The 24,798-nt window shown below is 50.7% G+C and carries 21 protein-coding genes and 1 tRNA gene; 10 read left to right on the plus strand and 12 right to left on the minus strand.

Translation table 11 applies throughout. From position 1 onward, the window contains the following. The 5 genes from MR847_RS09670 to MR847_RS09690 all read left to right on the plus strand — a co-directional run. Nucleotides 1-457: hypothetical protein (locus MR847_RS09670; RefSeq protein WP_287723631.1), on the plus strand; the 457-nt coding region annotated here is incomplete at its 5' end. An 88-nt stretch (nt 458-545) separates the two neighbouring features. Then, complete coding sequence (locus MR847_RS09675) at nt 546-1,436, plus strand: radical SAM protein (RefSeq protein WP_287723632.1); 891 nt, start codon at nt 546-548, stop codon at nt 1,434-1,436. Nucleotides 1,437-1,477: 41 nt separating this feature from the next. After that, on the plus strand, nt 1,478-1,744 hold the full coding sequence (rbp, locus tag MR847_RS09680) for an RNA-binding regulator (RefSeq protein ID WP_198514857.1): 267 nt from the start codon (nt 1,478-1,480) through the stop codon (nt 1,742-1,744). 97 nt (nt 1,745-1,841) lie between these two features. Then, on the plus strand, nt 1,842-4,412 hold the full coding sequence (locus MR847_RS09685) for a DEAD/DEAH box helicase (protein ID WP_287723633.1): 2,571 nt from the start codon (nt 1,842-1,844) through the stop codon (nt 4,410-4,412). An 82-nt stretch (nt 4,413-4,494) separates the two neighbouring features. Then, the gene (locus MR847_RS09690) at nt 4,495-6,084 is read left to right on the plus strand and encodes an SLC13 family permease (protein ID WP_100424900.1); all 1,590 of its coding nucleotides are present in this window, start codon (nt 4,495-4,497) and stop codon (nt 6,082-6,084) included. 145 nt (nt 6,085-6,229) lie between these two features. Here MR847_RS09690 and MR847_RS09695 read toward each other — a convergent pair. Then, nucleotides 6,230-6,303 (minus strand) — tRNA-Val (locus MR847_RS09695). A gap of 180 nt (nt 6,304-6,483) precedes the next feature. Next, nucleotides 6,484-6,975, minus strand: coding sequence for a hypothetical protein (locus MR847_RS09700; protein ID WP_100424899.1), 492 nt, complete (start codon nt 6,973-6,975; stop codon nt 6,484-6,486). Between the two features lie 52 nt (nt 6,976-7,027). Between MR847_RS09700 and MR847_RS09705 the strand changes: the two genes are divergently transcribed. Beyond that, nucleotides 7,028-7,570, plus strand: a complete 543-nt coding sequence (locus tag MR847_RS09705) for a 4'-phosphopantetheinyl transferase family protein (RefSeq protein ID WP_100424898.1) — start codon at nt 7,028-7,030, stop codon at nt 7,568-7,570. Nucleotides 7,571-7,641: 71 nt separating this feature from the next. Here the strand turns inward: MR847_RS09705 and MR847_RS09710 are convergent, their stop codons facing one another. Both MR847_RS09710 and MR847_RS09715 read right to left on the minus strand, forming a co-directional pair. Beyond that, complete coding sequence (locus MR847_RS09710) at nt 7,642-8,067, minus strand: DUF6941 family protein (protein ID WP_106520069.1); 426 nt, start codon at nt 8,065-8,067, stop codon at nt 7,642-7,644. Next, nucleotides 8,067-13,343, minus strand: coding sequence for a hypothetical protein (locus tag MR847_RS09715; protein ID WP_287723634.1), 5,277 nt, complete (start codon nt 13,341-13,343; stop codon nt 8,067-8,069). Before MR847_RS09715 ends, MR847_RS09710 begins: the two co-directional genes overlap by 1 nt. Before the next feature lie 72 nt (nt 13,344-13,415). On the opposite strand from MR847_RS09715, the gene MR847_RS09720 reads away from it, so the two are divergent. After that, nucleotides 13,416-14,234 (plus strand): prepilin peptidase, encoded by an 819-nt coding sequence (locus tag MR847_RS09720; protein ID WP_100424895.1) that lies wholly within the window; start codon nt 13,416-13,418, stop codon nt 14,232-14,234. Here the strand turns inward: MR847_RS09720 and MR847_RS09725 are convergent. Then, nucleotides 14,204-15,082, minus strand: coding sequence for a Gfo/Idh/MocA family protein (locus MR847_RS09725; RefSeq protein WP_287723635.1), 879 nt, complete (start codon nt 15,080-15,082; stop codon nt 14,204-14,206). The genes MR847_RS09720 and MR847_RS09725 overlap by 31 nt on opposite strands. A gap of 42 nt (nt 15,083-15,124) precedes the next feature. Here MR847_RS09725 and MR847_RS09730 point away from each other — a divergent pair, with 42 nt between their 5' ends. From MR847_RS09730 to MR847_RS09740, 3 genes are read left to right on the plus strand one after another with little or no spacing between them, the layout of a single operon-like run. Beyond that, nucleotides 15,125-16,054 (plus strand): FISUMP domain-containing protein, encoded by a 930-nt coding sequence (locus MR847_RS09730; RefSeq protein ID WP_287723636.1) that lies wholly within the window; start codon nt 15,125-15,127, stop codon nt 16,052-16,054. A 7-nt stretch (nt 16,055-16,061) separates the two neighbouring features. Further along, entirely contained in the window at nt 16,062-16,754 is a 693-nt protein-coding gene (gene ispD / locus MR847_RS09735) for a 2-C-methyl-D-erythritol 4-phosphate cytidylyltransferase (protein WP_287723637.1), read from the plus strand. 1 nt (nt 16,755) lies between these two features. Then, on the plus strand, nt 16,756-17,610 hold the full coding sequence (locus MR847_RS09740; protein ID WP_106520075.1) for an NAD(P)H-hydrate dehydratase: 855 nt from the start codon (nt 16,756-16,758) through the stop codon (nt 17,608-17,610). On the opposite strand, the gene MR847_RS09745 is transcribed toward MR847_RS09740, so the two are convergent. The 7 genes from MR847_RS09745 to MR847_RS09775 all read right to left on the minus strand — a co-directional run. Next, a complete protein-coding gene (locus MR847_RS09745; protein ID WP_287723638.1) occupies nt 17,607-18,278 on the minus strand; it encodes a hypothetical protein in 672 nt (223 codons plus the stop codon). The genes MR847_RS09740 and MR847_RS09745 overlap by 4 nt on opposite strands. Nucleotide 18,279: 1 nt before the next feature. Further along, nucleotides 18,280-18,945 (minus strand): TPM domain-containing protein, encoded by a 666-nt coding sequence (locus MR847_RS09750; RefSeq protein WP_100424890.1) that lies wholly within the window; start codon nt 18,943-18,945, stop codon nt 18,280-18,282. Further along, nucleotides 18,942-20,150 (minus strand): hypothetical protein, encoded by a 1,209-nt coding sequence (locus tag MR847_RS09755; RefSeq protein WP_287723639.1) that lies wholly within the window; start codon nt 20,148-20,150, stop codon nt 18,942-18,944. Before MR847_RS09755 ends, MR847_RS09750 begins: the two co-directional genes overlap by 4 nt. Then, nucleotides 20,150-21,064: a DUF6175 family protein gene (locus tag MR847_RS09760; protein WP_287723640.1), complete on the minus strand. Its 915-nt coding sequence runs from the start codon at nt 21,062-21,064 to the stop codon at nt 20,150-20,152. The genes MR847_RS09755 and MR847_RS09760 overlap by 1 nt, the downstream gene beginning before the upstream one ends. A gap of 130 nt (nt 21,065-21,194) precedes the next feature. Beyond that, a complete protein-coding gene (dinB, locus tag MR847_RS09765; RefSeq protein WP_287723641.1) occupies nt 21,195-22,265 on the minus strand; it encodes a DNA polymerase IV in 1,071 nt (356 codons plus the stop codon). Further along, nucleotides 22,262-24,100, minus strand: coding sequence for an excinuclease ABC subunit UvrC (gene uvrC, locus MR847_RS09770; RefSeq protein WP_287723642.1), 1,839 nt, complete (start codon nt 24,098-24,100; stop codon nt 22,262-22,264). Before uvrC ends, dinB begins: the two co-directional genes overlap by 4 nt. Nucleotides 24,101-24,117: 17 nt before the next feature. Then, a partial coding sequence (locus MR847_RS09775; protein ID WP_287723643.1) for a DUF6588 family protein occupies nt 24,118-24,798 on the minus strand: 681 nt, incomplete at its 5' end.

Raw genomic sequence — 24,798 nt, forward strand, 5'->3', positions numbered from 1 at the left:
GCAACTCACCGCTTGGAATGTGACCCTTTCGACGGTCGTGACCGAAGCGAATGCGGTGGATCTGGATTCCAAGACGACGTATTTGAGCACGGATCTCGTGGCAAATGCGGCTGACATCGACCTTTACATTGCACGTGAAGCACGTGCCGCTGTCCTTTACACGAATGCCGCGATTGAAGAAGGTAACGTGGTGGACGCTTCGATGATCGCAGAAGAAACCCGCAGCGGCTTTGACTACGTCTCCTTCAATGATCCGTGCCACGTGAGCGACTTCCGCTATGACTTGAATGCTCTCACGATTTCGGCAAGCGACTTTGAACTTGTGACGTCTTATGTGGTGATTACTTCCAAGTTCAACGCGGCAACGGGTGAAGGCTTTTTTGTGGTCCTTCCGCATTCTCCGATGACAGCGGGAACGGATGTTTCGATTGAGTTGACCATTCTGGGTGCTTATTAATCGTCGAATTTACAACTCTCTTGCAAAAGGCTCCCCACGGCGGGAGCCTTTTTTGTAGAATTCACGGAGACGGAAAAAGGATTTAGACTTGGACGGCTTTTGGCGCATCACCCTGCTGACGAATCCGGACGTGTGCAATTTGCACTGCGCCCTGTGCTTTTTACATCAGCGGGGTCGTTCGTACGGCAAGGGAGAAATGCCTTGGGAAGTGGCAGAAAAAGCGGTGCGCACTTACGCCGCTCGCGGTATTTGCGAAGTCATTCCGAGTACGATGGGCGAGCCGTTACTTTATTCGCATTTTGGAAAATTGGAAAGTCTGGTACAGGAGCTGGGACTCAAGCTGAACGTGACGACGAACGGCTCTTTTCCTGGGAAGGGAGCCTTGGCGTGGGCGCGGGAACTGCTCCCGATTTCTGCCGACATCAAAGTGAGCTGTTGGGGAACTTCGAAAAAAAACTGGGACGTCCTTTGCCCGGGCATGCACTTGAGCACGTACCTGCAGAACCTTAAAACCTTGGCGGAAGAACGTCAAAGGCTTGCGGAAAATTTTGCGGATGGACTCTCCAAACTTTCCCTGCAGATGGCGGTCTGCAAAACGAACCGTGGCGACGTCGAACGGGCTGTGGAACTCGCCGCGGAACTCGGGTTTGACCGCATCAAGCTCAACCGGGCCGTTTTCCTTTCACACTCACAGGCTTTGAAGGAACGCGAAGAACTTCTGCCGGAGGATTACTTCGACCGCTCCGCCGTGGAAAGCTTGCCAGTCAAGCTTGAAGGAACGTTCCTCTACCCGGCGACAGAGGCTCCTCGGCTAGAATGCTGCCCTTTTTTCGACAGGGAACTTTGGATACTGCCGGACGGCTCCACGGAACCCTGTCCGGATCCGGGAAACCGTTTCGAAGGGCTTCCTCAGGGCAAGAATCGCTGTGAAATTTGTCATTTGTTTCCAAAAAGATTCTTTTCTCCAGACTCAAATTGAGCTATTATTCTGTTAGGCTTATTTAACAGCCTGGATTCATTATGAAAAGCATTTATGTTGGTAATCTCCCCTTTGCATTCCGTGACGCTGACCTCGGCAAGCTGTTCGAAGAGTTCGGCGAAATCAAGAGCGCAAAGATCATCATGGACCGCGATACGGGTCGCAGCAAGGGCTTCGGTTTCGTTGAAATCGAAGACGACGGTGTGGCTCTGAACGCAGTCGAACAGCTGAATGGCAAGGAAGTGAACGGTCGTCCGCTCCGCGTCAATGAAGCTCGTCCGCGCGAAGGGCGTCCTCGCCGCTTCTAAGAAAGGATTTTTTTCGATTCGCCGAAAAGCTTGATTTACTGTAACGTTTGGAAGGCCGCATCAGTTGCGACCTTTCTTTTTTTTAATTTGCAAAGCGATGGCAAAGACTCTCCAATATTATCTTCCGCAAAAGGGCGAAAATCTTTCTTCCGAAGATTTGCTCGGACGTTTTCTCACTTGGACCGAAGAACGCGGCGTCGATTTATACGAGGCGCAAGAGAATGCGATTCTCGAACTCTTCGACGATAAGAATGTGATTCTGAATACGCCGACGGGAAGTGGAAAGTCGATGGTCGCTTTGGCGATGCATTTTATGAGTCTTTCGCTCGGACGCCGTTCCGTTTACACGTGTCCCATCAAGGCGCTTGTGAATGAAAAATGGATGGCGCTTTGTAAAGAATTCGGCCCGGAAAATGTGGGCCTTTCGACGGGCGATGCGACAGTGAATATGGAGGCTCCGATCCTTTGCTGCACTGCGGAAATTTTGGAAAACCGTGCGCTCGGCGAAGGGGCTGAATTGAATATTCAAGACGTCGTGATGGACGAGTTCCATTATTATTCCGACAGGGAACGCGGCGTTGCTTGGCAGGTTCCTCTGCTGACCCTTCCACAGACGCGCTTTTTGCTGATGTCGGCGACGATGGGACGCACGGATTTTTTTGAACAGGTCCTTTCGAATTTGAACGGCAAGGAATGCGTGACCGTTTCGAGCAAGACGCGCCCGGTGCCTCTCGATTTTAAATATTCGATGACGGAACTTTCTTCGACGGTGCAGGGACTTGTAAACGAAGGCAAGGCGCCTGTTTACGTGGTGCATTTTACACAGGCTTCTGCCGCAGAAAACGCGCAGAACTTTACCAGTTTAAATCTTTGCTCCAAGGAAGAAAAAGCGGCGATTGCCAAGGAAATTGCGCATTTCCGTTTTTCGAGCCCGTACGGTCCGGAATTCAAACGCTTTTTGAAAGTCGGCATCGGCCTGCATCACGCAGGACTTTTGCCCAAGTACCGCATCCTTGTGGAAAAGCTTTCGCAGAAGGGACTTTTGAAAGTCATCTGCGGCACGGATACGCTCGGCGTCGGCGTGAACGTTCCGATTCGCACGGTACTCTTTACACAGCTCTGCAAGTACAGCGGCGATAAGACCGCGATTCTTGCGGCGAGAGATTTTCACCAGGTAGCAGGACGTGCAGGCCGTAAAGGCTTTGACGACATTGGTTTTGTCGTGGCACAGGCTCCGGAACATGTGATTGAAAATGCGAAGCTTGCGGCGAAGTCTGCACAGACCGGGAAAAAGTTCGTGAAACGGAAACCGCCGGAACACGGTTACGTTCCCTGGGACGAAAGTACGTATCAGCGTTTGATCGCGTCACCGCCCGAACCTTTGCTGTCGCGTTTTGAAGTTTCGCATGGGATGCTCATCAATGTGCTTTCCCGCCAAACGGACGGTTGCAGCGCCATGCGAAAGCTTATCGACGATTCTCACGAAAGCGCGCGTCGCAAAAAAGAATTGAAGGGGCGCGCTTTCCAGCTGTTCCGTTCTCTCGTCGAAAAGGACGTGGTGGAATTTGTGAAGAATCCGCAGCCGGGAATGGCGCATGTACGGGTGAATCTCGACCTGCAGAACGATTTTGCGATGAACGAACCGCTTTCGCTGTATCTGCTCGATACGCTGCCGAAGCTCGATGTGGAAAGTCCGGAATACGCTTTGGACGTGATTTCCCTTGTGGAATCGATCGTCGAAAATCCGGATCCGATTCTACGGGTACAACTTCGCAAGGCTCGGGATGCCCGGTACGCGGAGCTCAAGGCGGAACATGCGGAATACAACAAGCTCCAGGAAGAGCTCGACAAGGTGGAATACCCGAAGCCGCTCCGCGAATTCATCTATACGACTTTCAACGAATTTGCGGATGAACACCCTTGGGTCGGCGATCTGAATGTGGAACCGAAATCGATCGTGCGCGAAATGATCGAAAATTTCGATACTTTCAGCGGCTATGTGAAAAAATACGGCTTGACTCGTACCGAAGCCCTGCTTTTGCGTCATATCAACTATGTATATAAGGTTTTGACGCAGACCGTACCGGATACGCTCAAAAACAACGAACTTTTGGAAATCCAGGACTATCTAGATGAAATGATCCGCAGAACGGACTCGAGTTTGCTCGAAGAATGGGAAAAACTCAAAAATCCGGAATTCGTCGCGGAAGATCTGGCTCCGGAAAAGGCTTTCCATGCGGACGAGGCTGCAAACGACGTTACCCTTGACAGAAAAAAATTTGTGGCGAGTACGCGTTCCCGCATCTTCTCGTTCCTCTCTTTCCTTCAAAAACGCCAATTTGGCGAAGCTTTAGATCTTCTTGCGGAAGATTTGCCCGAAGGAGTGCTTCTGGCCGATGCCGAAGGGGTTCCTTGGACGGAAAAGCGCTTGGAAGAGCTTTCGCTCGAATACCATGCGGAACATGGAAACTTCCGTTTGGACGTGGAAGGCCGTTCGATGAAACATACGGTAGCTGCGTGGACCGCTGAAAATTTGAAAATTCAGCAGGTTTTGCAGGATGACGAAGAACTGAACGATTGGGAAGTGGATTTCTCGATTCCGCTGTCGGATGCCCGTGAGGCGGGTATGCCGCTGATCCGCTTGGATCGAATCGGTACCATTCTGTAGCTTTACACAACTTTCTAAAAAAACTAGATTTGCGCCCGTCGTTCGATAGAGCTGGTCGCTCTATTTCCAACCTGGATGGATTATGACTAAGGCAAAACTCATCAAACTCATTATCGCTACAGTTCTCGCAATTGCAGCGCTCTTCGTCCCATACGAAGCCCTCGGAATTGATGGTCCAAACACCCTCAATCCCATTGAAATCCGCGTGATCGCTATCTTCGTGATGGCGGCACTTTACTGGATCCTTCAACCGTTTCCGATCTGGACTACGTCTACGCTTGTGATTGTGTTGATGATTCTCACCTTGTCGAACTCCTCGTTCTTGCCGTTCCGCGTCGAAGGCGTGGAACCGATCAGCTACAAGGTTTTGATGAACACCTGGTCGGATCAGACCATTATGCTCTTCCTCGGCGGATTCTTCCTCGCTGCTGCGGCTACGAAGTATAAGTTGGACTTGAACCTTGCCCGTGTGCTTTTGAGACCGTTCGGTAGGAATCCGAAGTTCGTGCTTCTTGGTCTCATGATGATTACCGCTGTGTTCTCCATGTTCATGAGCAATACCGCTACCGCTGCGATGATGCTTGCCATTCTTGCTCCAGTGCTCAAGCTTTTTGACGAAAAGGACAAGGGTAGGGCTGCGTTTGCACTTGCGATTCCGGTCGGTGCAAACATCGGTGGTATGGGTACTCCGATTGGTACGCCTCCGAACACCATCGCTCTCGGTGCTTTGAACGAAGCTGGCTATAGCGTTTCCTTTGGCCAGTGGATGGCTTTTGGTGTTCCGTATGTGATCGTGATGATGCTCATCGCTTGGTTCTTGATCATGAAGATCTACCCGATTTCTGCGAAGACCATGGATTTGAAGATCGATGGCGCAGATGGATTTGATAAGAGCCCGCGCGCGATTGTTGTGTACTTGACCTTTGCTTTGTGCGTTGTTTTGTGGCTCGTCGGTAAGGGCGTTCACGGTGTGAACGACTATGCGATTGCAATGATTCCTATCGCCGTCTTTGCCCTCACGGGTGTGATTACGAAGAAGGATTTGAACTCGATGAGCTGGGACGTTCTCTGGCTTGTGGCCGGTGGCTTCGCTCTTGGCGTTGGCCTGCAGAAGACGGGTCTTGCCGCTCACTTGATCGGCGCTATCCCGTTCGACACCTGGCCTGCATTCCCGCTCCTCGTGGGCTGCGGCATCATCTGCCTTTTCATGGCAAACTTCATGAGCCATTCTGCTACGGCAGCTCTCCTTGTCCCGATTCTGATCGTGGTGGGTGTGAACTGCGCAGACAACCTTGCTCCGCTCGGTGGCGTGACCGCCTTGCTCGTGGCCGTGGCTTTTGCAAGCTCTCTTGGTATGAGTATGCCGATTTCTACACCGCCTAACGCTCTTGCTCACGCGACGGGTTTTGTGGATACGAACGGCATGGCTAAGTCCGGTATCATTCTCGGTATTGCCGGCTTGATCCTCGTCTATGTGATGATGTTCATGCTCGCCAAGCTTCAATTCTTCGGCGAACCGAAGTTGAAGGTCGTGCCGACGACGGAAAAGACCGCTGCGGTCGCTCCTGCTCCTGCTGCGGCTGTCGCAGCTCAGGCTGCTCCGGCTGATACGACGGTGGTGCTCAGCGACGATACCGCTGCTGTACTTGCAGACTCCGCTGCTGCAAAGTAATCCAGGTTTGGAATTCAAAAGATTCCGGTCAAAAGGCCGGGATCTTTTTGTTTTAAAGGATTAGGTAAAAAGGAGCTTTGCTTGGAATGATGGATTTGAAAATTTGGCTTAAAAAGAAAAACTCCGCTTTGAAGCGGAGTTTGCGTGGTCGATACAGAACTCGAATCTGTGACCTCTACCATGTCAAGGTAGCGCTCTAACCAACTGAGCTAATCGACCGTAGGGTAGCCCAATAGTAAAAAGATTTTTGGGGCGTGTCAAGGGGTAATGAGTGTTTTTTCCATTGAAGTGGAGGTTTTTCCGTGGCACGGACGGTTCGCCTACCTTGCATCCACTCCCGTGGCCACGCTAGGCTCTGCATTCCAAGCCAGTAATGCAAGGAATTAGAAAAACGCTGGTTTAGCGGTCGTCGGGATCGACCCAGTAGCGCATTCTGCCGGTGATGATGACGCGGTCGTTGTCGCATTCGTCGCCGTAGCAGTGGTTAAAGATCAGGTGCACATCGGCACTCCAAAGGATGGAATCCTTCTGGTCGAATTTGATGTAGCTAGAATCGATGTCGATGATGTGGGCGGGGTAACTGTTGCCGAGGACAAGATATGTGTACCCGGATGACGTAACAGGAGCGTTATCTCCGAGTTCGGGCTTATTGACCATGATTTGCAGGGCATCTCCGGCGCGGTTCTTGCCAAGGAAGGTGACGTAGTGCTTGTTCGAACGCAGTATGACATCGCCATCGTCCGGGTCAATTGCTAGGTCAAGATCTTCGTCGCCGTTGATCGTTAGCTTCATGTAGCCGCCGCCATCGACTGTCCAGCCGCTGTTGATGTCGCTACAGGCTGTGACAAGTAGGAATATTCCAAAAAATAATGTAGGGAAGCGGAACTGCATATTTCCAAAATAGCAAATCCATTTTTGAAAGGTGAAATTATATTAGAAAGTGATGATTACGCAATATGAATTGAATACCGCATACGGAACGGTACATTGGTGTGTGTTACCGGTAAAGAACCATTTAGATACGATTCTCTCCATTCTATCGACAGCTTCCGGGATGGAACTTTCGCGAGTCGATATGAGACGTACTCCGGATGGTCGCCCTGAATTCCCGGCTTGCGGTTTCGATGCAAACTGGACGCACAGTAAGGATATCTGCGTCTTGGCGTATTCATTCACGGCAAAGGTGGGCGTAGATATCGAAAAGCTTCGCCCGCGTGCCCTGCGGATTGCAGAGCGGTTCTTTGCCAAGGAGGAAACGGACCTTTTGTTTCGCAGTAACCTTGCTCCGGATGAGTCTTTAAGACAGTTTTACCGCATCTGGTGTCGTAAGGAAGCTGTGTTCAAATGTGTTGGCGGATCGTTCCTGGGAGGCGTTCTTTCGACGAACGTTTTGACCGATGAGGTCAATGGGGCGATTCTGGCGGATATCCAGCTGCCGCTTGAGAATCCGTTTGCTGCGACGATCGCCGTGGCGCCGCTCGTTTAACTCAAAAGGTTCAAAAAAGACCTGCTGTTTTCAGCAGGTCTTTTTTTGTTGAAATCGAAATTTGAAAAGATTTAGCTCGCGAGAGGGTTCGGTTCTTTGGGCGTCAAATCGGTGATGTAAATCGGAAGGGCCGTTTCGAGCAGTACCTCGTCAATGCGAAGGCGCATCAGGTACTTTCCGTCTTTCGTCACGTGCATTCGGTTGATGTTCAAAATCAAGTTGACTGCCGCAGAATCCATGTTTTTGGGAACGGGTAAAAAGTTCACCGAGGTGAGGATCGGCGGAATGAGTTTCGAATCGTCGAACTGGTTTTGAATCGTAACTTTCAAATCGTGCGAAGTCGCTTCGGAACGCGTGTAGCGGATGCGGAAAACGATGGAGCAGTGCGGAATCACAATCGGAAGTTCCGCTTCGATATAGTCAAACACGCCGAGCATGTTGAGCTTTCCGCTTTGGTCGGTGGCCGCATCACAGATAGCTGCAATCTCGATTTTCATTACCAGTTGTCTCCCAGGTATTCCATCACGATCGGACCGTTCTTTGTTGCCGGAAGAGTCGAACCTGCGCTCGAAGCGGCTTCCTGCGAACGCATTGAAATATAGATTTGACCGCTTGGCGATACGGCGAGCTGCGGACGGAATCCGCGGACATAGTAACCATGCTGTGCTGCGTAAACGTTCTTGAAGTACGGCAATTCGTTTTCGCCGAGTTCGCTCCAGGCTCCGTCTGCGAAACGGTACACGTGTACATGAGAGTTCCTGGCGTAGTAGGCGTCATCGATTGCGAGAATTGGATTGTTGTTGCCGTCAACGGTAAAGAATACGTTGTAGCTGCGGTGACCGAACGCTTCGAATTCCGCACCGGTCGTGGTGAATCCTTCGTAGGTCGTGGCGAGGGAACTGCTTGCCTTGGCGCGGGCGAGGCGAGGCAGGCCGTCGTCGTCGCGGCTCCGGAATCCGACGTAGAAGTAACCGTTCGCATAGAACACCTGGATGGATTCGCCATTGATGTTGATGAGGTTGTTGTTATTGTTCGTCGTCGCTGTAGCGCCGCTCGGGATGTAGTAGTAATGGATCTTGTAGTTCGAGGAACTGTATTCACTTGCAATCACGAGGCGGTTTCCGCTGTTGTCGAACGCCATATCGATTTCGCGGTTCTGCTGGTAGGTGTTGTAAATTGGGCTAAAGGCATTGCCCCAAGCGGAACCGGAGTAATCCTGCACGCGGGCGAGTTGTGTTGTAGAGTTAACCGTTCCAATCCAGACGACGGAAGGATTGTTCGTCTTCGGATTGATTTTGAGCTTCAGGACTGTCAAATCGGTACCGAGTCCGCTGCCGAGTTCTGTCCAAGTGCCCGAAGCACCGGTCGACTTGTAAACATGGCCTTTGCCATCTGTTGTGCTGATGTAAGAGAGGTACAGGTTATCGTTGCCGTCGCATTCCATGTAAAGCGTCTGGTTTGAAATGCCGGAAATGCTCGGACTTCCGAAAGACGTCCACTTGGAACCGTTGCGGTACTTGGTGGCGAGTTTACCGTTTTGCTGTACATAGGCGATGTTCAGACGGTCGTTGCAGTAAGCGATTGCAGGACCGTTTGCGTCCGTCGAGGTTTCAAGGATCGTATCGCTTGTGCCACCAGAAATATTGTGCCAGGCCTTTTTAAAGTACACGTCCTTGGAAACGATTTCCGCTTCATGGCGGTCGACAAAGTTCTGGTCCATGTCCGTCTTGGAAGAATCGAAGTAGCTCAGCTTGACGGTGAGGGAGCCTTCAGCGGACTGACGGATGAACGCCGCGTTGAATTCGGCGATGTTCGTATCCAAGGTTCCGTCCTGATTTCCCTGGTACCAGTATTTATCGCTCACGTTCGAGAAGTTCCACCAGAATTGCTGTGCGTCTTCATCGCCCAAGGTGCCGAGCGTTGAAGAGCTGCCGTTAGCTTCTGGCGTGTACCAGTAAATGGATTTGTTCGAAAGAACGGAAGAATCGGTGCTCCAGAGGTAAACCGTATCCGGCATGCTGATGACGCCCTTAGGGAGGGTTGTCATGGTGCGGATGGTCGTCGTGTCGGTCGCGACAAAGTTCGAACCGGATTCCTGCGCCCAGACGATGCAGAGGAATTCGGTGTTTGCCTTGGAAAGCTTGGCGATGACGCTGTCCTTGACCCCGTTGTCATCGTTGTCGTCCCAGAAGTAGAAGTCATCCGATTTGCCCCACCAAACGTGATTCTTGGAAACCGTGTCGGAAAGGGCAGAAGAACCCTTGGTGCCGCAGGTCCAGGTGTAACGTTTGATGCCTTGCCATGCACTGTTCACGCGGGCGGTCAAATCGGTATTTGTTCCGGCGAGAATATAAACGAGGTCCTGATCCACGGTGATCACCGGGATATCCGTGGTGAAGGTAATTGTTGTTGTATCCTGAACCTGATTGCCGTCATCGTCTGTGGCGCGGGCGACGCAGTAATAGGTTGCATAAGGAGTCGAAGGTCCTGTCCATGTGGTGTCGTAAGAGGAAACGGTTTTCCAATTGCTGCTGATTTCCGAAGGCCCGCCGCAGCTCCATTCGCGCTTCGCGATGTAGCCCATTTTGTCGATTGCGGTTGCGTTGATTTCGATCGGGTAACTGACACGGGTCGTAATCGATTCGGTGGCAACTTTAATTGTTGGGGCGTCCAAAAGAACTGTAATCTTTGTCGTGTCTTGGACTGTATTGCCGTCGTCATCGGTGACGCGGATGATGCAGAGGTAATCGTTCGTCGCGACTGTCGGCATAATAGCGGAGTAACGCGGTGTCGAAGTCGAAGTGACCCAGCTGTTGCCTGCCACGCCCTTGTTGCCGCAGCTCCACTGGTACAGTACAATTTGACCGAGCTTGTCGTTTGCAATCGCGTCAAGACCGAGAGTATCCTTGATGCTGACCGTCATTGTGTCTTCACTCGCGGTAACTGTCGGAAGGTCAAGAAGAACTGTATAAACCGCAGTATCCGTTGCGGTCAAGTTGTCATCGTCGGTCACGCGCATCATACAGTACCACGTGCATGCACTGCTCGGCATGGTAATCGTCGTGTCCGCCTTCGAAATGGATGTCCAATTCGGGCTCTTTAGGCTCTTACCGCAGTACATGTCGTAAGCTTGGATCGTACCGAGGGTATCGACTGCAGAACCTGCCAAACGTACCTTTGCGTTGATCTTCACTTCTGCCGAAGTCGTGAACAGCGTAATGGCAGGCGCATCCTTGACCGCTCTAAAGTACAGCGTATCGTAGCCGTATTCGCCGTCGTCATCCGTAGCACGGACGATGCACTTGTAAGCGTTTGTCTCCGAACTCGGAAGCGTCACGTCAAAGCTTGTATGGACGCTCTTGGCGGCGGAAATACTTGCCGCAGAACCGAAGGTAATCTTTGAAGCGTCTGTACCGCATCCCCATTCCACAGCGTTCACGGTTCCATATTTATCGGAAGCGGTTACGTTGTAAGAAAGCGACGCGTTGATCTTTTGACGGACCGTGTCGATGATTGTTTTAATCGATACAGTCGGAGCGTCGGAAATGATGTTAATCGAAATGGAGTCCTTGGCGATCTTGCCGTCGGAATCTTCCAAGGTAACGTAAATCGTCTTGGTTCCGGTCGTTTTCCAAGCGAGGGTGCCGGTTTCCGCATTGGTGGCTGGGCATTCGTAACTGTCGGAGAGAGTCGTTGGACAGGTCCAGGTAATGGTTTCCGATGTAGCCGTAGCGCTGAGGAAGTGTTCCACGCTAAAGCTTAGCGGGTCGTTCATCGTAACCGATGTATCGGCGCCTGGAGTCAAGAAGTAAATGACCGCATCATCGCTCAGAATGCCGAAACGGACTTTGTCGGTAACGGCTCCGTCTGCGGCAGAGGCGGTCATCGTGTAAAGAACACCTGGTTCGGCACCGTTTGCAGAGAGTTCGCTTGCGGTCAGAGTCATTTTTGCGGAGCTATCGCTGCCCACTTTCGAAGGCTTGATCGAGAAGCTCTTGTCGCCGATAGAGGTACTCCAATGGATGGAATCCGGAATCGGGCGAACATTGCCTGCTTTTGCAATAAATTCCAAAGAACCGTCTGTCGCGACCATCGAAGTGGCCTTGCCGTTGACGGTCAGGTTCAGCGAAGACGCTTTGACGCGGAAGTCGAACTTGGCTGTATCGGAAACGTTCTTTGCACTATCGAGGACGACAAACTTGAACTGGTGACGGCCATCGGTCAAGTCCTTAAAGATCATATCCCATTCGTTGACTTTGAGAACGGAAAGTCTGATTTCAGAACTGTCGAGCCAAGCCTTTGCGCTTGCGATCTGCGAACCGGAATCCGAAAGCGAACCGGCAAAGGTCACGCTGCGGCTCGTCACAACCGAATCGTATTTGTCGATGCGGATCTTTGGAGCAATCGAGTCTTCGAGAAGCATCGTGGCTACAAGTCTTTCGTCTCCCATTTCCACATACTGGCTGTCGAGAATCATGTACTTGTATCCAAAGCCCGTCGTATCACGTGCGTAAACTCGGTACATGCCCGGATCGACGGCAGCGCTGAAGTAACCCTTTTCACTTGTATGGGTAAAGGTGTAGTTCTTGTTCTCCATGTTTTCCATCACGACCTGAATGCCGTTATGTGCCTTGCGACCTTCAAACTTGGCATAGCCGTGAATCGTTCCTGTGGTGGCGCTCAAGTCGCCAAAGAAGAAGTTCCACGTCGGGGAAGTAACCGTATCGTATCCATCGGTAACAGAAACCTGCCAGTAAAGACGACCGCGCAGGGATTCGTCCATGTTCCAAACGGAATCGGTAATTGCTTCCCAGCTCTTTTCAAGGATGTTCGTCGCCACGAGGTTTGCATCGGTGAGAACCGGAGCGGTTCCTGCATTGTCCGGGCTTTTGCCGACGCGGATCATGTAACGCAAATCCACCGGGTTATCTTCGTCGGCTCCGGAATAGTAGAAGGCAAAACGGGAAACGTAAATGTTCTGACGGCTGGCGGAATCCGGCTGCAAAAGGGCGATCGTCGGAATCTTGTTAAAGTGCAATACCGCTGTATCTTTCGAAACGTTGCCGTCTTCATCGACTGCCCCGTAAACATAAAGGATTTCATTGTTGGAATTCAAATGTTCCTTGACCGCTTTGTATTTGACGGTAGCGGTGTAAAGGCTATCGATTTCACCGGATTTTGCCGTGAGAGTGTCGATAGGCTTTTTCTTGGAGGAAAGCGGAATCATGAAGGCGCTGTCGATTCTTCCAAAGGAATCCGAAGCGAAGAACGAAACCTGGGCATCTTGTTCTCCACGGGTCCAAAGCGTATCCGCTTCCACAGAAATTTTCGGTGGCGTATCGATCACGCGAATGTACTGACCGCGCCCCGCCGTATCGCGGGCGTTTGCTCCGTCCACTGCAATAAAGAGTGGCGAATAGACCGCAGCGGAATCGTAGCTGTAAACGAAAAGCTCTTCGTTCTTTCCGTCAAACAGGGAATCTACGTCGCCCATCTTCCAAGCGTAGCGAACGACCTTCTTCGCATTGTACTTGAGGAATCCCACCAAGTAGATCGAATCGTGTACGGTCACCGTCAAGGTGTCATAGGTGAGCACGGAATCCAGAGCCGCAATGGAATCCACAAAGGCGTCCAAGCTATCAGGACGCTCGGTGAATGCGAAAAGCACCGAATGGTTGTTGCGCAAAGTCCCGTTGACTCGAATGTCGTCTTCGCGGGAACAGTTTGCCAAAAGCATAAACAATAGGGCGACGCATAAGAAATATTTTTTCATACAATACCGTAGGGTCTATTTATATTCTAAAAGTAGATTCAAAATCTATAATTTCAAAACTATCTTTAATGTATGCAAGAAATTCCTCTTTGGTATGTCGCTATTCTTTTCGCCATGCTCGGCGCATGTGTGGGAAGCTTCTACAATGTCATTGTCTACCGCATGCCTCGCGGGATTTCCCTCGTGAATCCTCCGTCTTTTTGCCCGCATTGCAAAAAGCGTATTCCGATTTGGTATAACCTCCCGGTCGTCGGCTGGCTTCTTTTGCGCGGAAAGAGCGCTTGTTGCCACAAACCGATCAGTATCCGTTACCCGATAGGCGAAGCGCTTTGCGGACTTTTAGGCGTGTTTGCGTTGTTTTTGGCGAACTTTCCGTCCTCTTGGACGGGACCCGTGACGCATTGGGCGGATTCCTTTGCCCTTTTTTGGCTGTTGCTCGGCATTTATCCGGTTGCAGCGGTTGATTTTGAATTCAAACTGATCCCGGATTCAATCAGCATTGGCGGAATTGGGGTAGGCCTTGCGCTTTCGTTCTTCCCAGGAGGAATTACGCCGTTAGAAAGTCTGCTCGGAGCTCTTTTTGCGGGCGGTGGACTTTATTTGATTGGCTATTTGGCAAGTAAGATCCTGAAACGGGACGCAATGGGCCTTGGCGATGTCAAGCTTGTCGCGGGCTTTGGCGCTTTAATGGGCGTCGGTCATGCGTTTGCCTCCCTTGTGCTTGCGTCTTTCCTAGGCATTTTGATTATGGTGCCTTACCGCATGATTAAAAAGGAAGAGAGCAAGGAAATCCCATTTGGGCCGTTCCTCGCCGTGGCTGCCCCGATTGTTTACCGTTTCGGTGACAAGTTCTTGTCGTTTTACTTTGGACTGTTCGGGCTCGTCGAATAAAGTTCGGCGGTCTGAACGGCGAATCTCGCCATTTCCAAATTTTGCAACATTTTCCTTTGGCGGTCCGCTAAGGGCAGATTGAGCAGGTGCAAAAATTCGCGCTGCTCGTTTGAAATCGCATCGGTAGAATTGTCTGTCGGAATATGAATGGAATTCTTGTGCGTTTTGAGCGTCGCGTAGTGCGTCGGATTCAAGTCCAGGCGCCAAAAAGGCTTTTTGCCTTCTGGACCGCGGAAGTTCGCGTATATCATCCGCATGGAATATCCCGCATCGCGATTTTCGTCAAAAGTCACGCGGACCTTTCTCCAGTTCGTTTGCGGAATGCTCTTCTTTAACTCGTAAAAAAGCGCATAATCGTGGATGCCTATATCCCAGACCATGGAAACGTCACGTCCCCGATCCGACGTCAGATTGTACCGCACAAAGCTTAAGGATTCGAGCTCGTCGTGCTTAGCCATATCGGCAAGGAAGGGCAATGTCTTTTGAAAGGCGTTGCTGTAACATTCGCTGTGCCCGACGAATAAAAGCTTTTGCTGTTCTTTGGCGAGCTGAATGAGCTCTTCGGCATCGGCAAGGGAAGTCGCCAGGGGCTTTTCCGCAAAAACCGAAAATCCGAACAGGAGCGCTGATTTCACATATTCATAATGACTAGACGCAGGCGTCGCAATCACAACAAAGTAAGAAGTATTCGGTTCAGTGGTGTATTTTTGATGATCTCGCAAAAAAGCGCGGCAGGCTTCAGCACCGTCAAACATGTTGGTTTTGACTCCGAAGGCTTCTAGCCGCTTCTGATGAAGCCGTCCCATGCGACCTGAACCTAGGATGAAACCGACACGCTGCGTAGCCATAGTTTGAAATTATTATTTTTCTGATATAAAGGAGTTAGAGGAATGCGAAATAAATTGCTGATTTTGATTGTTTTATTTGTATTCGCCTGTTCTTCTCGGGAATCCAAGGAAATTTTTCCAAAGAAAATACCCGTGTCGAGTTCATCGGTAGAAAGTTCAAGTTCGGAAGAGTCCAGCTCTTCTTTGCGGTTGAGCCTTCCGGAATCCAGCAGTTCCTCTTTCGAAAGTTCTTCTTCGAAACGATCCGTGTTTCCGTTGAAGACTCAGGATGCTTCGGGCGCTGGGGAATACAAGGCGGGTCAAAAAGTTTTGCTCGGCTGGAAAGCGGCTGATGAAAACCTTTGCTTTAACGGCATGAGCGTTTCTCCTTCTAAATACGCTAAGGCTTTGAAAATGCTTTCTGCGGATTCGGCAAGCTTTACCATGCCCGCAGACTCGGTCTTTATTTCTGCAAACTTTAAGTCTTGCCTTGACGGCATTGGAACGCTCGTTATCGGCAAGCTCCGTTGGACGAATCAGAATTTGAACATCTGGACTCTTACGGGGTCTTCTTGCTACGAAAAGAAGAGCTCGAACTGCCGCAAGTATGGTCGCCTTTACGACTTTGCAACCGCGAAAAAGATTTGCCCCAAAGGTTGGAGACTCCCGACCGATGCCGATTGGGATTCGATGAAGGCGGCTCTCGGTGAAAACGACGGTGCGCAGCTCAAGTCCCGTGAAGGCTGGGAAAACGATGAAGAAACTTCCGGCAACGGAACGGATGCAAAAAACTTCCACGCGATTCCAGCGGGCATCGTTTACGAAGGCTCTTACATGTACCGCGGTTTCCACGCTTATTATTGGACGGCTTCGGAACGGGATGAAACAACGGCTTTCTATCGCAGCATCAGCTACGATTCTCCCGAAAGCTATCGCTATTACAACTTTAAGACGGCGGGCTATTCCGTCCGTTGCGTCCAGGATGTGCAATAGGGTGAATATGACTTCAGCAAAATTTGCCGCGGTTCTTCCGGCGGGAGGGCTCGGAAAACGCATGGGTTCAAGCCTTCCCAAGCAATTGATCGATTTGGGAGGCAAGCCTGTTTACCGTTATTCGCTCGAAACTTTTGCCCAAATGCCCCAGATTGCAGAAGTGGTCCTGGCTGTTCCGGCAGATTGGAAATCGCATTTTGAAGAAGACTTAAAAGTTTCTCCGTTCGCCGATAAGATTCAAATTGTGGGCGGCGGAAAGGAACGTTGGCAGTCGGTGCAGAACGGCATTGCGGCGCTGTCTTCGAATGTGAAATTTGCTCTCGTGCATGATGTGGCGCGTCCATTGCTTTCGCAGGAATTGATTTTGCAGGTAATGGAAACGCTCGAACAGAAAGGCGCTTGCCTTGTTGCACGTCCTTCTGTCGATACGGTCAAAGTCGTAAAAGACGGTAAAGTGGAATGCACGATTCCGCGAGAAAAGATTTACCTTGCCCAGACGCCGCAGGCAGCGTCTGTCGAGCTCTTCCGTGAACTGTATGCGAAAATCGAAGCGGAACCGCTGGCCTTTTTGCCGACCGATGAAGCTTCGATTCTGGAACATTTCGGAGTTCCGGTTCACATCGTTCCGGGCGACACCTTGAACGATAAAATCACAACGCCTGCGGATCTCGAAAGATTCCGCGCAATGCTGGAAAAGTAACATGCAACTGCCTTCTCGCCCGAGTGATTCGAATAAGTTCACATTTGGCAATGTATTGAACATGGCTGGTTCTTTGAATTACCGGGGAGCGGCCTATCTTTCCTCGGTTTCTGCGCTTCGTGTGGGTGCAGGCTATGTGACGTTAGCGGCAATTCCACCGGTGATCGAATCGGTGGCATCCCAACTCCCGGATGCGGTCTATTTGCCGCTTCCGCAGTGCGGCTCTACGATGGCTAAAGATGCGGTCCAAGTGATTCTAAATCGGTTTAAGCCGGGAACGGTTTGTTCCTTGGGCTGTGGAATTTCGGCAATCGAAGATGACCCGCATGATTTGCCGTTTGTTGTCCATGCGTTGTTAGACGGCTTGATGAAACAAAAGGCTTCGCTGGTTTTGGATGCGGACGGCTTGAATATATTTGCCACGTTCGATGACAAACCGAAACTTTCGGAACGCTGCGTGATGACGCCTCATCCCAAAGAACTTTCTAGACTGCTGAATGTCAGTGTCGAAGAAATTCAAAAGAACCGCATTGACGCGGCACGGGACGCTTCGAAAAGGTTCGGCACGGTTGTGCTCTTAAAGGGACATCGCACGGTCGTCGCAAATGGGAATGAATTCCGCATCAATGACACGGGTTGCTCGGCACTGGCGAAGGCTGGCTCGGGCGACTGCCTCACGGGCATTATCGCAGGGCTTTTGGCGCAAAAGGTAGAGCCGTTTGACGCCGCTGTCTTCGGTGCAAAAATCCATGGCATCGCCGGGGAACTCGCCGCAAAGAAACTTTCCGACTATGGGGTTCTCGCTTCGGACTTGCCGCGTTACATCGCAAAAGCGATGCTTCAACTGCAACATTAAAGGCTTTGAATCAGCTGATCGAGCGCGGCGAAGAACTGGTCGGCGCGTTCCACGTTCTGCTTGTAATCGAGCGGCGGTTCCTGCACTTCAAAAGCGGGGAACTTTTGGTAGATTTCGACGCGATTCTGCGGATAGACTGAACTTTGTAAATAAGCGATGCCGTGCAAAATCGGAAGCAGCTCTTCGTAGAATTCAATGAAGAAGTCCATCGGGGTAATTCCCGCCTGGATGCGAGAAAATTCGCGGAGCAGGTGCAGCTTGCGATTGACCAGTTCATGCTTGCATTCGGCGCGAAGAGCGTCTGCGTTCGGGGTGAATCCAGCGAGCGGAGCGTTTCCGAAAAGCGGAGCGTTCTTTTGGGAAATGTGCAAAAATTCAAGCGGGTAATCGTTTTGTTTCGTCTGCAAAAATTCTTCGGTAAAGAAGTAGCCGAACTTGAGGTTGTCTTTTGCCATTTCGCGGGCGAGCTTGTGCGAATTCTGTAGTTCGCTCGGCTTGTCGCTCTTCAAAATGAGGCTTACCTGCCAAGATTCGTGAATGGCGTCAAATCCTTCGTATAGGCAGTTGCCGTGTAAAAATGCAGCTTGGAGATTGGCTCCGAAGGTGTCTTGAAAACGTTCTCCCCAAGAGGATTGGGTCAGGTCTTGCAGGGTCAAAATCTTTTTCATGTTAACCTCCGAATCCAGAGTCAAATTTTGGGTGAGGGAATCCGCCGAATTCCCGAATCTGTTCCCGACGTGCTGCACGACGACTTTGACGGGCAAAATACGTAAAGGCGATGATGACCGTCACGACGACCGCAAGAATCAAGAACCAGGCGATGCCCGGGAGTCCATCTTTTGTCGGGCGCGGTAAGCTAGATTGCAAACGGACGTCGTGCAAACGGGCGACGTTTTTTGCAAGTTCTGCTCCAAAAACGATAATACCTTGACCGTAACGGTCCTTGCGAAATTCCGGCAGCAGATATTTTTGCGCGAGACGTTCCGCCACCGCATTCGAAATAAACTTCTGCGCTGCAGGAGAAATCGAAAGATAGCGGTAATGCGAAGTCCCGTCGACAAAGATCACGGCGCGCAGGGAATCGTTTTCAAGACCTGCATTCAAAAGGGAATCCGCTATCGGCTTTGGATCGCGAACTTCGGAACTTGCCGTGTACAGGTACAGGGAAAAATGCGTTTTTTCGTAAAGCTCATCGACGTAGGCGGTAAACGAAGAACGTTCCTGCTCCGAAAGGAATTTGGCGCGGTCATCGATAGAGGATTCTGCTTGGGAAAAGGCAAATAGCGGAAGGGCGAATGCCAAGAAGCAGAATAGAACGATTTTGAATTTCATCATTTGCAAAGCGGTTTTAGGGCTTGTGGAATCTTTTGAGATGAAATTTTATAAATCGCGTTCGATTTGGCAGAGTGTTCGGAAGATCCGGAGCCTTTTAGCTGCTGATCGAAATGGATTCCTTCGCCGCGGATGGATACCGAGAGCTGTACCGTGTAAATTTTCTTGGGTCCACCGTCAAAAACCTGTGTGTCCAGTGTCTTGATTTTGACGAGGAGCTTTTTGCCCTTCTTGCTTTCTTCAAAGCCGACACGAGAAAGGAAATTTTCTATGGCGATGCAGGCTGCGCCATCACCCATGCAGTCTAAAGAGTAAGAACAGCTTGGCTCGTCAGATGTGTAGGTGACTTTGTATTCCGTTTGAGACTTGCGTTTGCCAAAGTGGGGCAGTCGAATGCGAAAAATGACTTCGTGAGAACCTTGGAATGTGTTGATGTTTCGCAGGATAAAATGGGCGAGACCGTTGGAATCCGTTTTGGTTTCGGCTATGATCTTTTTCCCTTGTTCCGCTACAACGGTCATGCTGTTAAGAGTTCCGCCTTCGCCTTGAACGCGGAAGGTGAAAGGTCCGAGCGTATTGTTTTGAACGTGGCTTGGAACAGAATCGACGGGAGAAATTTTCAGGTGTGCCAGGGCTTCAGAAATTTGAGCCTGTAATGCAAAAAGATCCATGCTGAAAACGTCTGCTTTGGTTAACGGCTCAAAGATGGCGAGGTCTGCGACCGCTCTTTGATGCAAAAGCTGTAACGGAGCCATTTCGCCAAAGGCGTCGATAGCGATGTCATACTGGTGACGGGCCAGCGCCGCATGGATGAGAGAATCGAGTGTGTGTGCCTTGGCATTCGCTTCGCGCATTTTTTTGCGGAGTAGGGATGCCGCTTTGTCGGTATTGAACGAGGCGGTCGTTTGCCATTTTTCTTTGGCGAGCTGTTGATGCTCCAGTTCGATTCCGTCCAAGGAAAGCTCGGTTTGAACGTGGATCGATTCGGAATATTGGCCGTTGAGCTTGGATGATTTCGAATTTTTGACTTCGGATTTTTGCGTCGAATGCGCTGCTGAAACATGGGCGCGAATCTGCGTAGCAAGCCCTGCCATCGCCTGTTCATCGGCATCTTTTTGCGAAACGGTCGATGTAGCCGTGTACATCACCATACGCGCTTCGCCAAAGGCGAAGGCGCAAAGCAGAAAAATGCCGAGAGCGCGAATCATCAGTACAATTCCACAATTAAAAGTCTTTGGATAAGGCTCCGCTTTTTTACTTCAAAGCTTGAACCGAGAGCCGCACGCAGAGCGTTGTATACTTCATAGGAATCGCCGCAGTCCTGCGAATTCACGTAAATCGTATATTCCGAAGTTTTGTCGGTCATCGCATTGGTTTGAATTTTCACAAACTGCTGTTTGAGAAGAGTCGAAACGCGGGAATGGGCAACGTCCAAATTGCTGAAGTCCCCGTTGAAATAGAGAATTAGCTTGTACGGAGTTCCGAATTGGGAATCTGCATCCCAATAGGCTTGGACTTTGCGCAGAAGGCCCGGCAAGGCTTTGTGCATGGCACTTGCGATCAGTTCTTCTTTGCGTGTGCCGTTGTCATTGACGGTCGAAGTCTGTGTGCCGAGCATACGTCCCGAAGTCGATTCGTAGGCGCTCAAGTTTGCAAGAATTTGACTATGGCGGATATCAACGGAAAATTTGATGTAAACGTCTGCGCCAAAGGAAAGACTCGCAATGTAGGAAAGATCTTCTTCCTGCCCGGCGATTTCATTTTGCAAAGTCACCACGTCGTTGATCTGCGTAGAACCTTCCAAGGCTTTCACGTTGAACTGTTTTTCGGTCAGGTAACCGTTGATGGCGTTCGATGCCGCATTCGCATAGGAATCGTTATTCAAAAGGTTCATGCTTTCGGTCAGGTTCTTGGTTCCCGCAGGAAGGACCATGACAGAAGGCTTGGATATCGACTTGGATTTAATGACTGGCTGGATCGATTCTGGATTCCGTGCAGAAAACTCTTGCGAATCCTTTCGCAGCTCCGCTTCTACATCCAATTTTTGAGGCTGAACCTGAGGCTGAGAAGCGCAGGAAACCCAAAAGCTCAAACAAAAAAGAAAAACAACTAGACGGAACATTTTTACCCCTTTCTATAAGATAATTAACAATATACAATGTACAATCAACCATTAGCCATGGACAATGGACTCAGAATGGACCTGTTCCTTGGAGTAAATGAATCACGCATCATGGATGCCTGCACAAAGTTCACCCAAATAAATCGACTTGAGATTCTCCCGTCTCCGGCTCATCTAGTCGAATGCCCGCTCCGAGGAGGCGCACCTTTTGGCTCGAATCGTAACGTTCGCGGAAAAGCTCGGAAAATCTTTTCCAGGAGACGTCCTTAAAGCAACGTTCGATTGTCGTGGACTTGAAATTCGCGTATTTGATTTTGACAAAGCAGTGGAACGCAGGGAAGTTTTTTTGATTTTGCTTTTCCACATAGCGGTGGGCGCGCCTTAAAAACTCAAAGTAAATCGTGCGGAGTTCCTGTTCGCAATCTTCCACGCCTTGAATGTCTTTGGGAAAAGTGTTTTCCGTTGAAATGGATTTGCGGACGCGGTTCGTGACGACGGGACGATTGTCGATGCCGCGGACGAGTTCATAGAGCGTTTCGCCGAAGCTTCCGAAGTGTCTAAAGAGAGCTTCTTTGGGGAGCGGAAGAACGTCTTTGCAAAGGTGAAGTCCAAGCGAGGCGAGTTTTTGGCTGCTCGCTTTCCCGACGCCCGGAATTTTATTCAGAGGAAGTTCCCGTGTGAAGACTTCGACTTTGTTCGGCGTAATGGTGAACTGTCCGTTGGGCTTGTTCCAATCGCTTGCGACTTTGGCAAGGAACTTGTTCGGTGCAATGCCTGCGCTTGCCGTGATGCCGTCACGTTCCTTGAAGATGGTCTCTCGGATTTCTTGTGCGATGAGCGATGCGGAACCGTTTTGCGTGTCGCTGCCGGTGACGTCTAAAAAAGCTTCATCGAGGCTGAGCCCTTCGATGCGGTTCGTGTAGCGGTGAAAGATTTTGAAGATCTCGTCGGACTCCGCCTTGTATATTTCAAAATGCGGATGCACCAGTTTGAGTTCCGGACAAAGCTTGAACGCTTTGAAGGTGGACATCGCCGAATGCAATCCGAACTTACGCGCGGGATAGTTGCACGTGGAAAGTACACCGCGTTCTTCGACCGTGCCGCCGACTGCCATCGGAACGTCACGGAGCGAGGGATCGCTTCGCATTTCGACCGCTGCAAAAAAGCAGTCCATGTCGATGTGGATGATTTTACGAATCAAAACATCTCCGCTTTGGAATCGTACTTTTCCACTTTTTCACGGATCGTCAGACCGCGTTTTTTTCCGAAGAGATCTTGAATGTCTCCGACCGGGGCCTTTAAAAAATCTTCACGGCTGCGGTATTTGGAAAGAATCTTGATGCGGGTTTCGTCGCCGATTCCAGGAAGGTCAAGCCAGGCGACGCGCAAATCTTCTTTGCGCTTGCTCCGCTGATACGTAATCGCAAAGCGGTGGGCTTCATCACGGGCGTTTTGCAAAAGTTTCAACGCGGCGCTCGTACGGTGCAGCACAATGGACTTTCTGTCGTCGGGGAAGACGATTTCTTCCAAACGTTTCGCAAGGCCGATGAGCGGTAAATCTCTATCGTGGCCGAGCTCCCTCAGAATCTGCATCGTCGCATCGACCTGTCCCTTGCCACCGTCACAGACCCAGAGATCCGGCATCGGAACGCCTTCGGCTTCTAGGCGTCGCAGGCGACGCGTCATGACTTCGCGCATGCTCGCAAAGTCATCGATGCCGGAAACGCTTTTGATGATGAACTTGCGATAGTTCTTTTTATCGGGGCGGCCATTCTTAAAGGCGACAAGGCTCGCCACGGTATGCGTTCCTGCCAAGTGCGAAATATCCACGCATTCAATGCGGAATGGCGTCTTGGCAAGCCCCAATTCCCGTTGTAAATCGTAAACGCTCTGATCGACTTCGTCAAAGTGCTTGACTTCGGACTGCGCTTCTACAAGGAGCATTTCCGCATTTGCCAAGGCGAGTTTCATGAATTGCACGCGTTCGCCACGCTGCGGTACGCTCAGGCTTACCTTGTGCGTTGTCAGTTCGGCGAGATCTTCTTCGATTTGCAAACGATCTTCTTCGGGAATCGGGTTGCTGATGGCGATTTCGTTCGGAATCAGTTCTTCGCCTTCGTACCATTTGAGAAGCGTTTCACAAAGAATTTCGGATTCGTCCTGTTCCTGGTCACATTCGAGCTGATAATGTCTACGGCCCGAAATAACGCCTTTGCGGTATTCAAAGATGACGGCGGTGGCGAGGTTTCCGTTGCGGCGCACAGCGATCACATCGAGCTTTAAAGTCGTATCCGTCGTGTCAGCCTTTTGATTCGTGCTCGTCGCCTGCAATGCTTCGATGGCGTCGCGCTTTTTCGCGGCACTTTCAAAGTCCAAATTGGCGCTCGCTTCTTGCATTTCGCGCGTCCATTGAGTTAGCAGATCGTCGCGCTTCCCTTCCAAGATCTGCACCATTTCAGTAACGCTTTTTGCATATTCTTCTTGCGTGCAAAGGTTTGCACACGGCGCCATGCAACGTCCAATGTGAAAATTCAAGCAAGGACGCTGAGGCTTGGGGAGTGGAAAAACAAGCTTGCATTCCCGCATTTGGAAAAGCCTTGCGGAAATATCCACCAGGGAGCGAAACGCTTTGGAACTAGGAAATGGGCCGTAGCAACGATAGCGATGGCTCGCATGCCGCGAAAGAAAAAGCCGGGGGAACGGATCCTTGAAATCAATCGCGATGTACGGATAATGCTTGTCGTCTTTTAAGCGGACATTATAGTGGGGCTTGTGCTTTCGAATCAGGTTCGCTTCTAGAATAAAAGCTTCCTGTTCGGTATCGGTTACAATCCATTCGATGTCACGAATGTAAGGGAGCATGAGCATCGCCGCTCGATGTCCGGCCTTTGGCCTTCCGTCAAAATAACTACGGACGCGGTGAGCGAGGACTTTTGCCTTTCCCACATAAATGATTTTTCCCGCGGCGTCCTTCATCAAGTAAACGCCGGGCCGCGATGGGAGCTCTTCAAGCCTCTTTTGAATGGAATCGAGCAAGGCTTGCCCCCTCGAAATTACTTCGAGCTTTCTTCGGATTCGTGGACAACGTGATCAACCGGGTCATCCTTAGACGGAGTGCTTTCCAGTTCAAACAAGGTCTGTTTGAAGTAAAGAACATTCGCGTTCAAAGAAGTATTTGCGCCGGCGTTGATGCCGATTGTCGGGTGGAAGGCGCCGAGCGAGAGTGCCACTTCAAAACCGAGACGGAATCCGCCGTTGCCGTCCATATTGACGTCGGGCTTTACGGTGTTGCCTGTAGCGTGATTGCCGTCATATTCGATCATATTGCCGCTGGCTTTCATCGAAACGGTCTGGTAGCCGAGCGAGAGCATGACTTCAACAAATGGAATCGGCTTGTAACCGATAATGAATGCCGTGTGGGTCGAACCAAAATTCAGGTCCAATTGTCCTTCCCAGTCTTCGGGCGTATAACCGACATAGGCGGAGTTATATCCGAAGAAAAGGCTCACGTCCAAACCCTTGAGCGGGGCCGGAAGCTTGTCGACGAAGAAGTGCCCAAAGCTATGCTGCAAACCAAATCCAAAAAGATGATACCCTTTGAGCTGGCTAATGCTTGGGAAATACATAGCGCGTAAAGCGATTCGTGTGTAAAACGCGCTCAGCCCCATTTGCAAATAGGGCAATGTGAAAACGGAAAGATTGTGAAGTTCCTTGCTACCGCCGATTTCCCCTTC

The sequence above is a fragment of the Hallerella sp. genome (assembly GCF_022776125.1).
Lineage (GTDB): Bacteria > Fibrobacterota > Fibrobacteria > Fibrobacterales > Fibrobacteraceae > Hallerella > Hallerella succinigenes.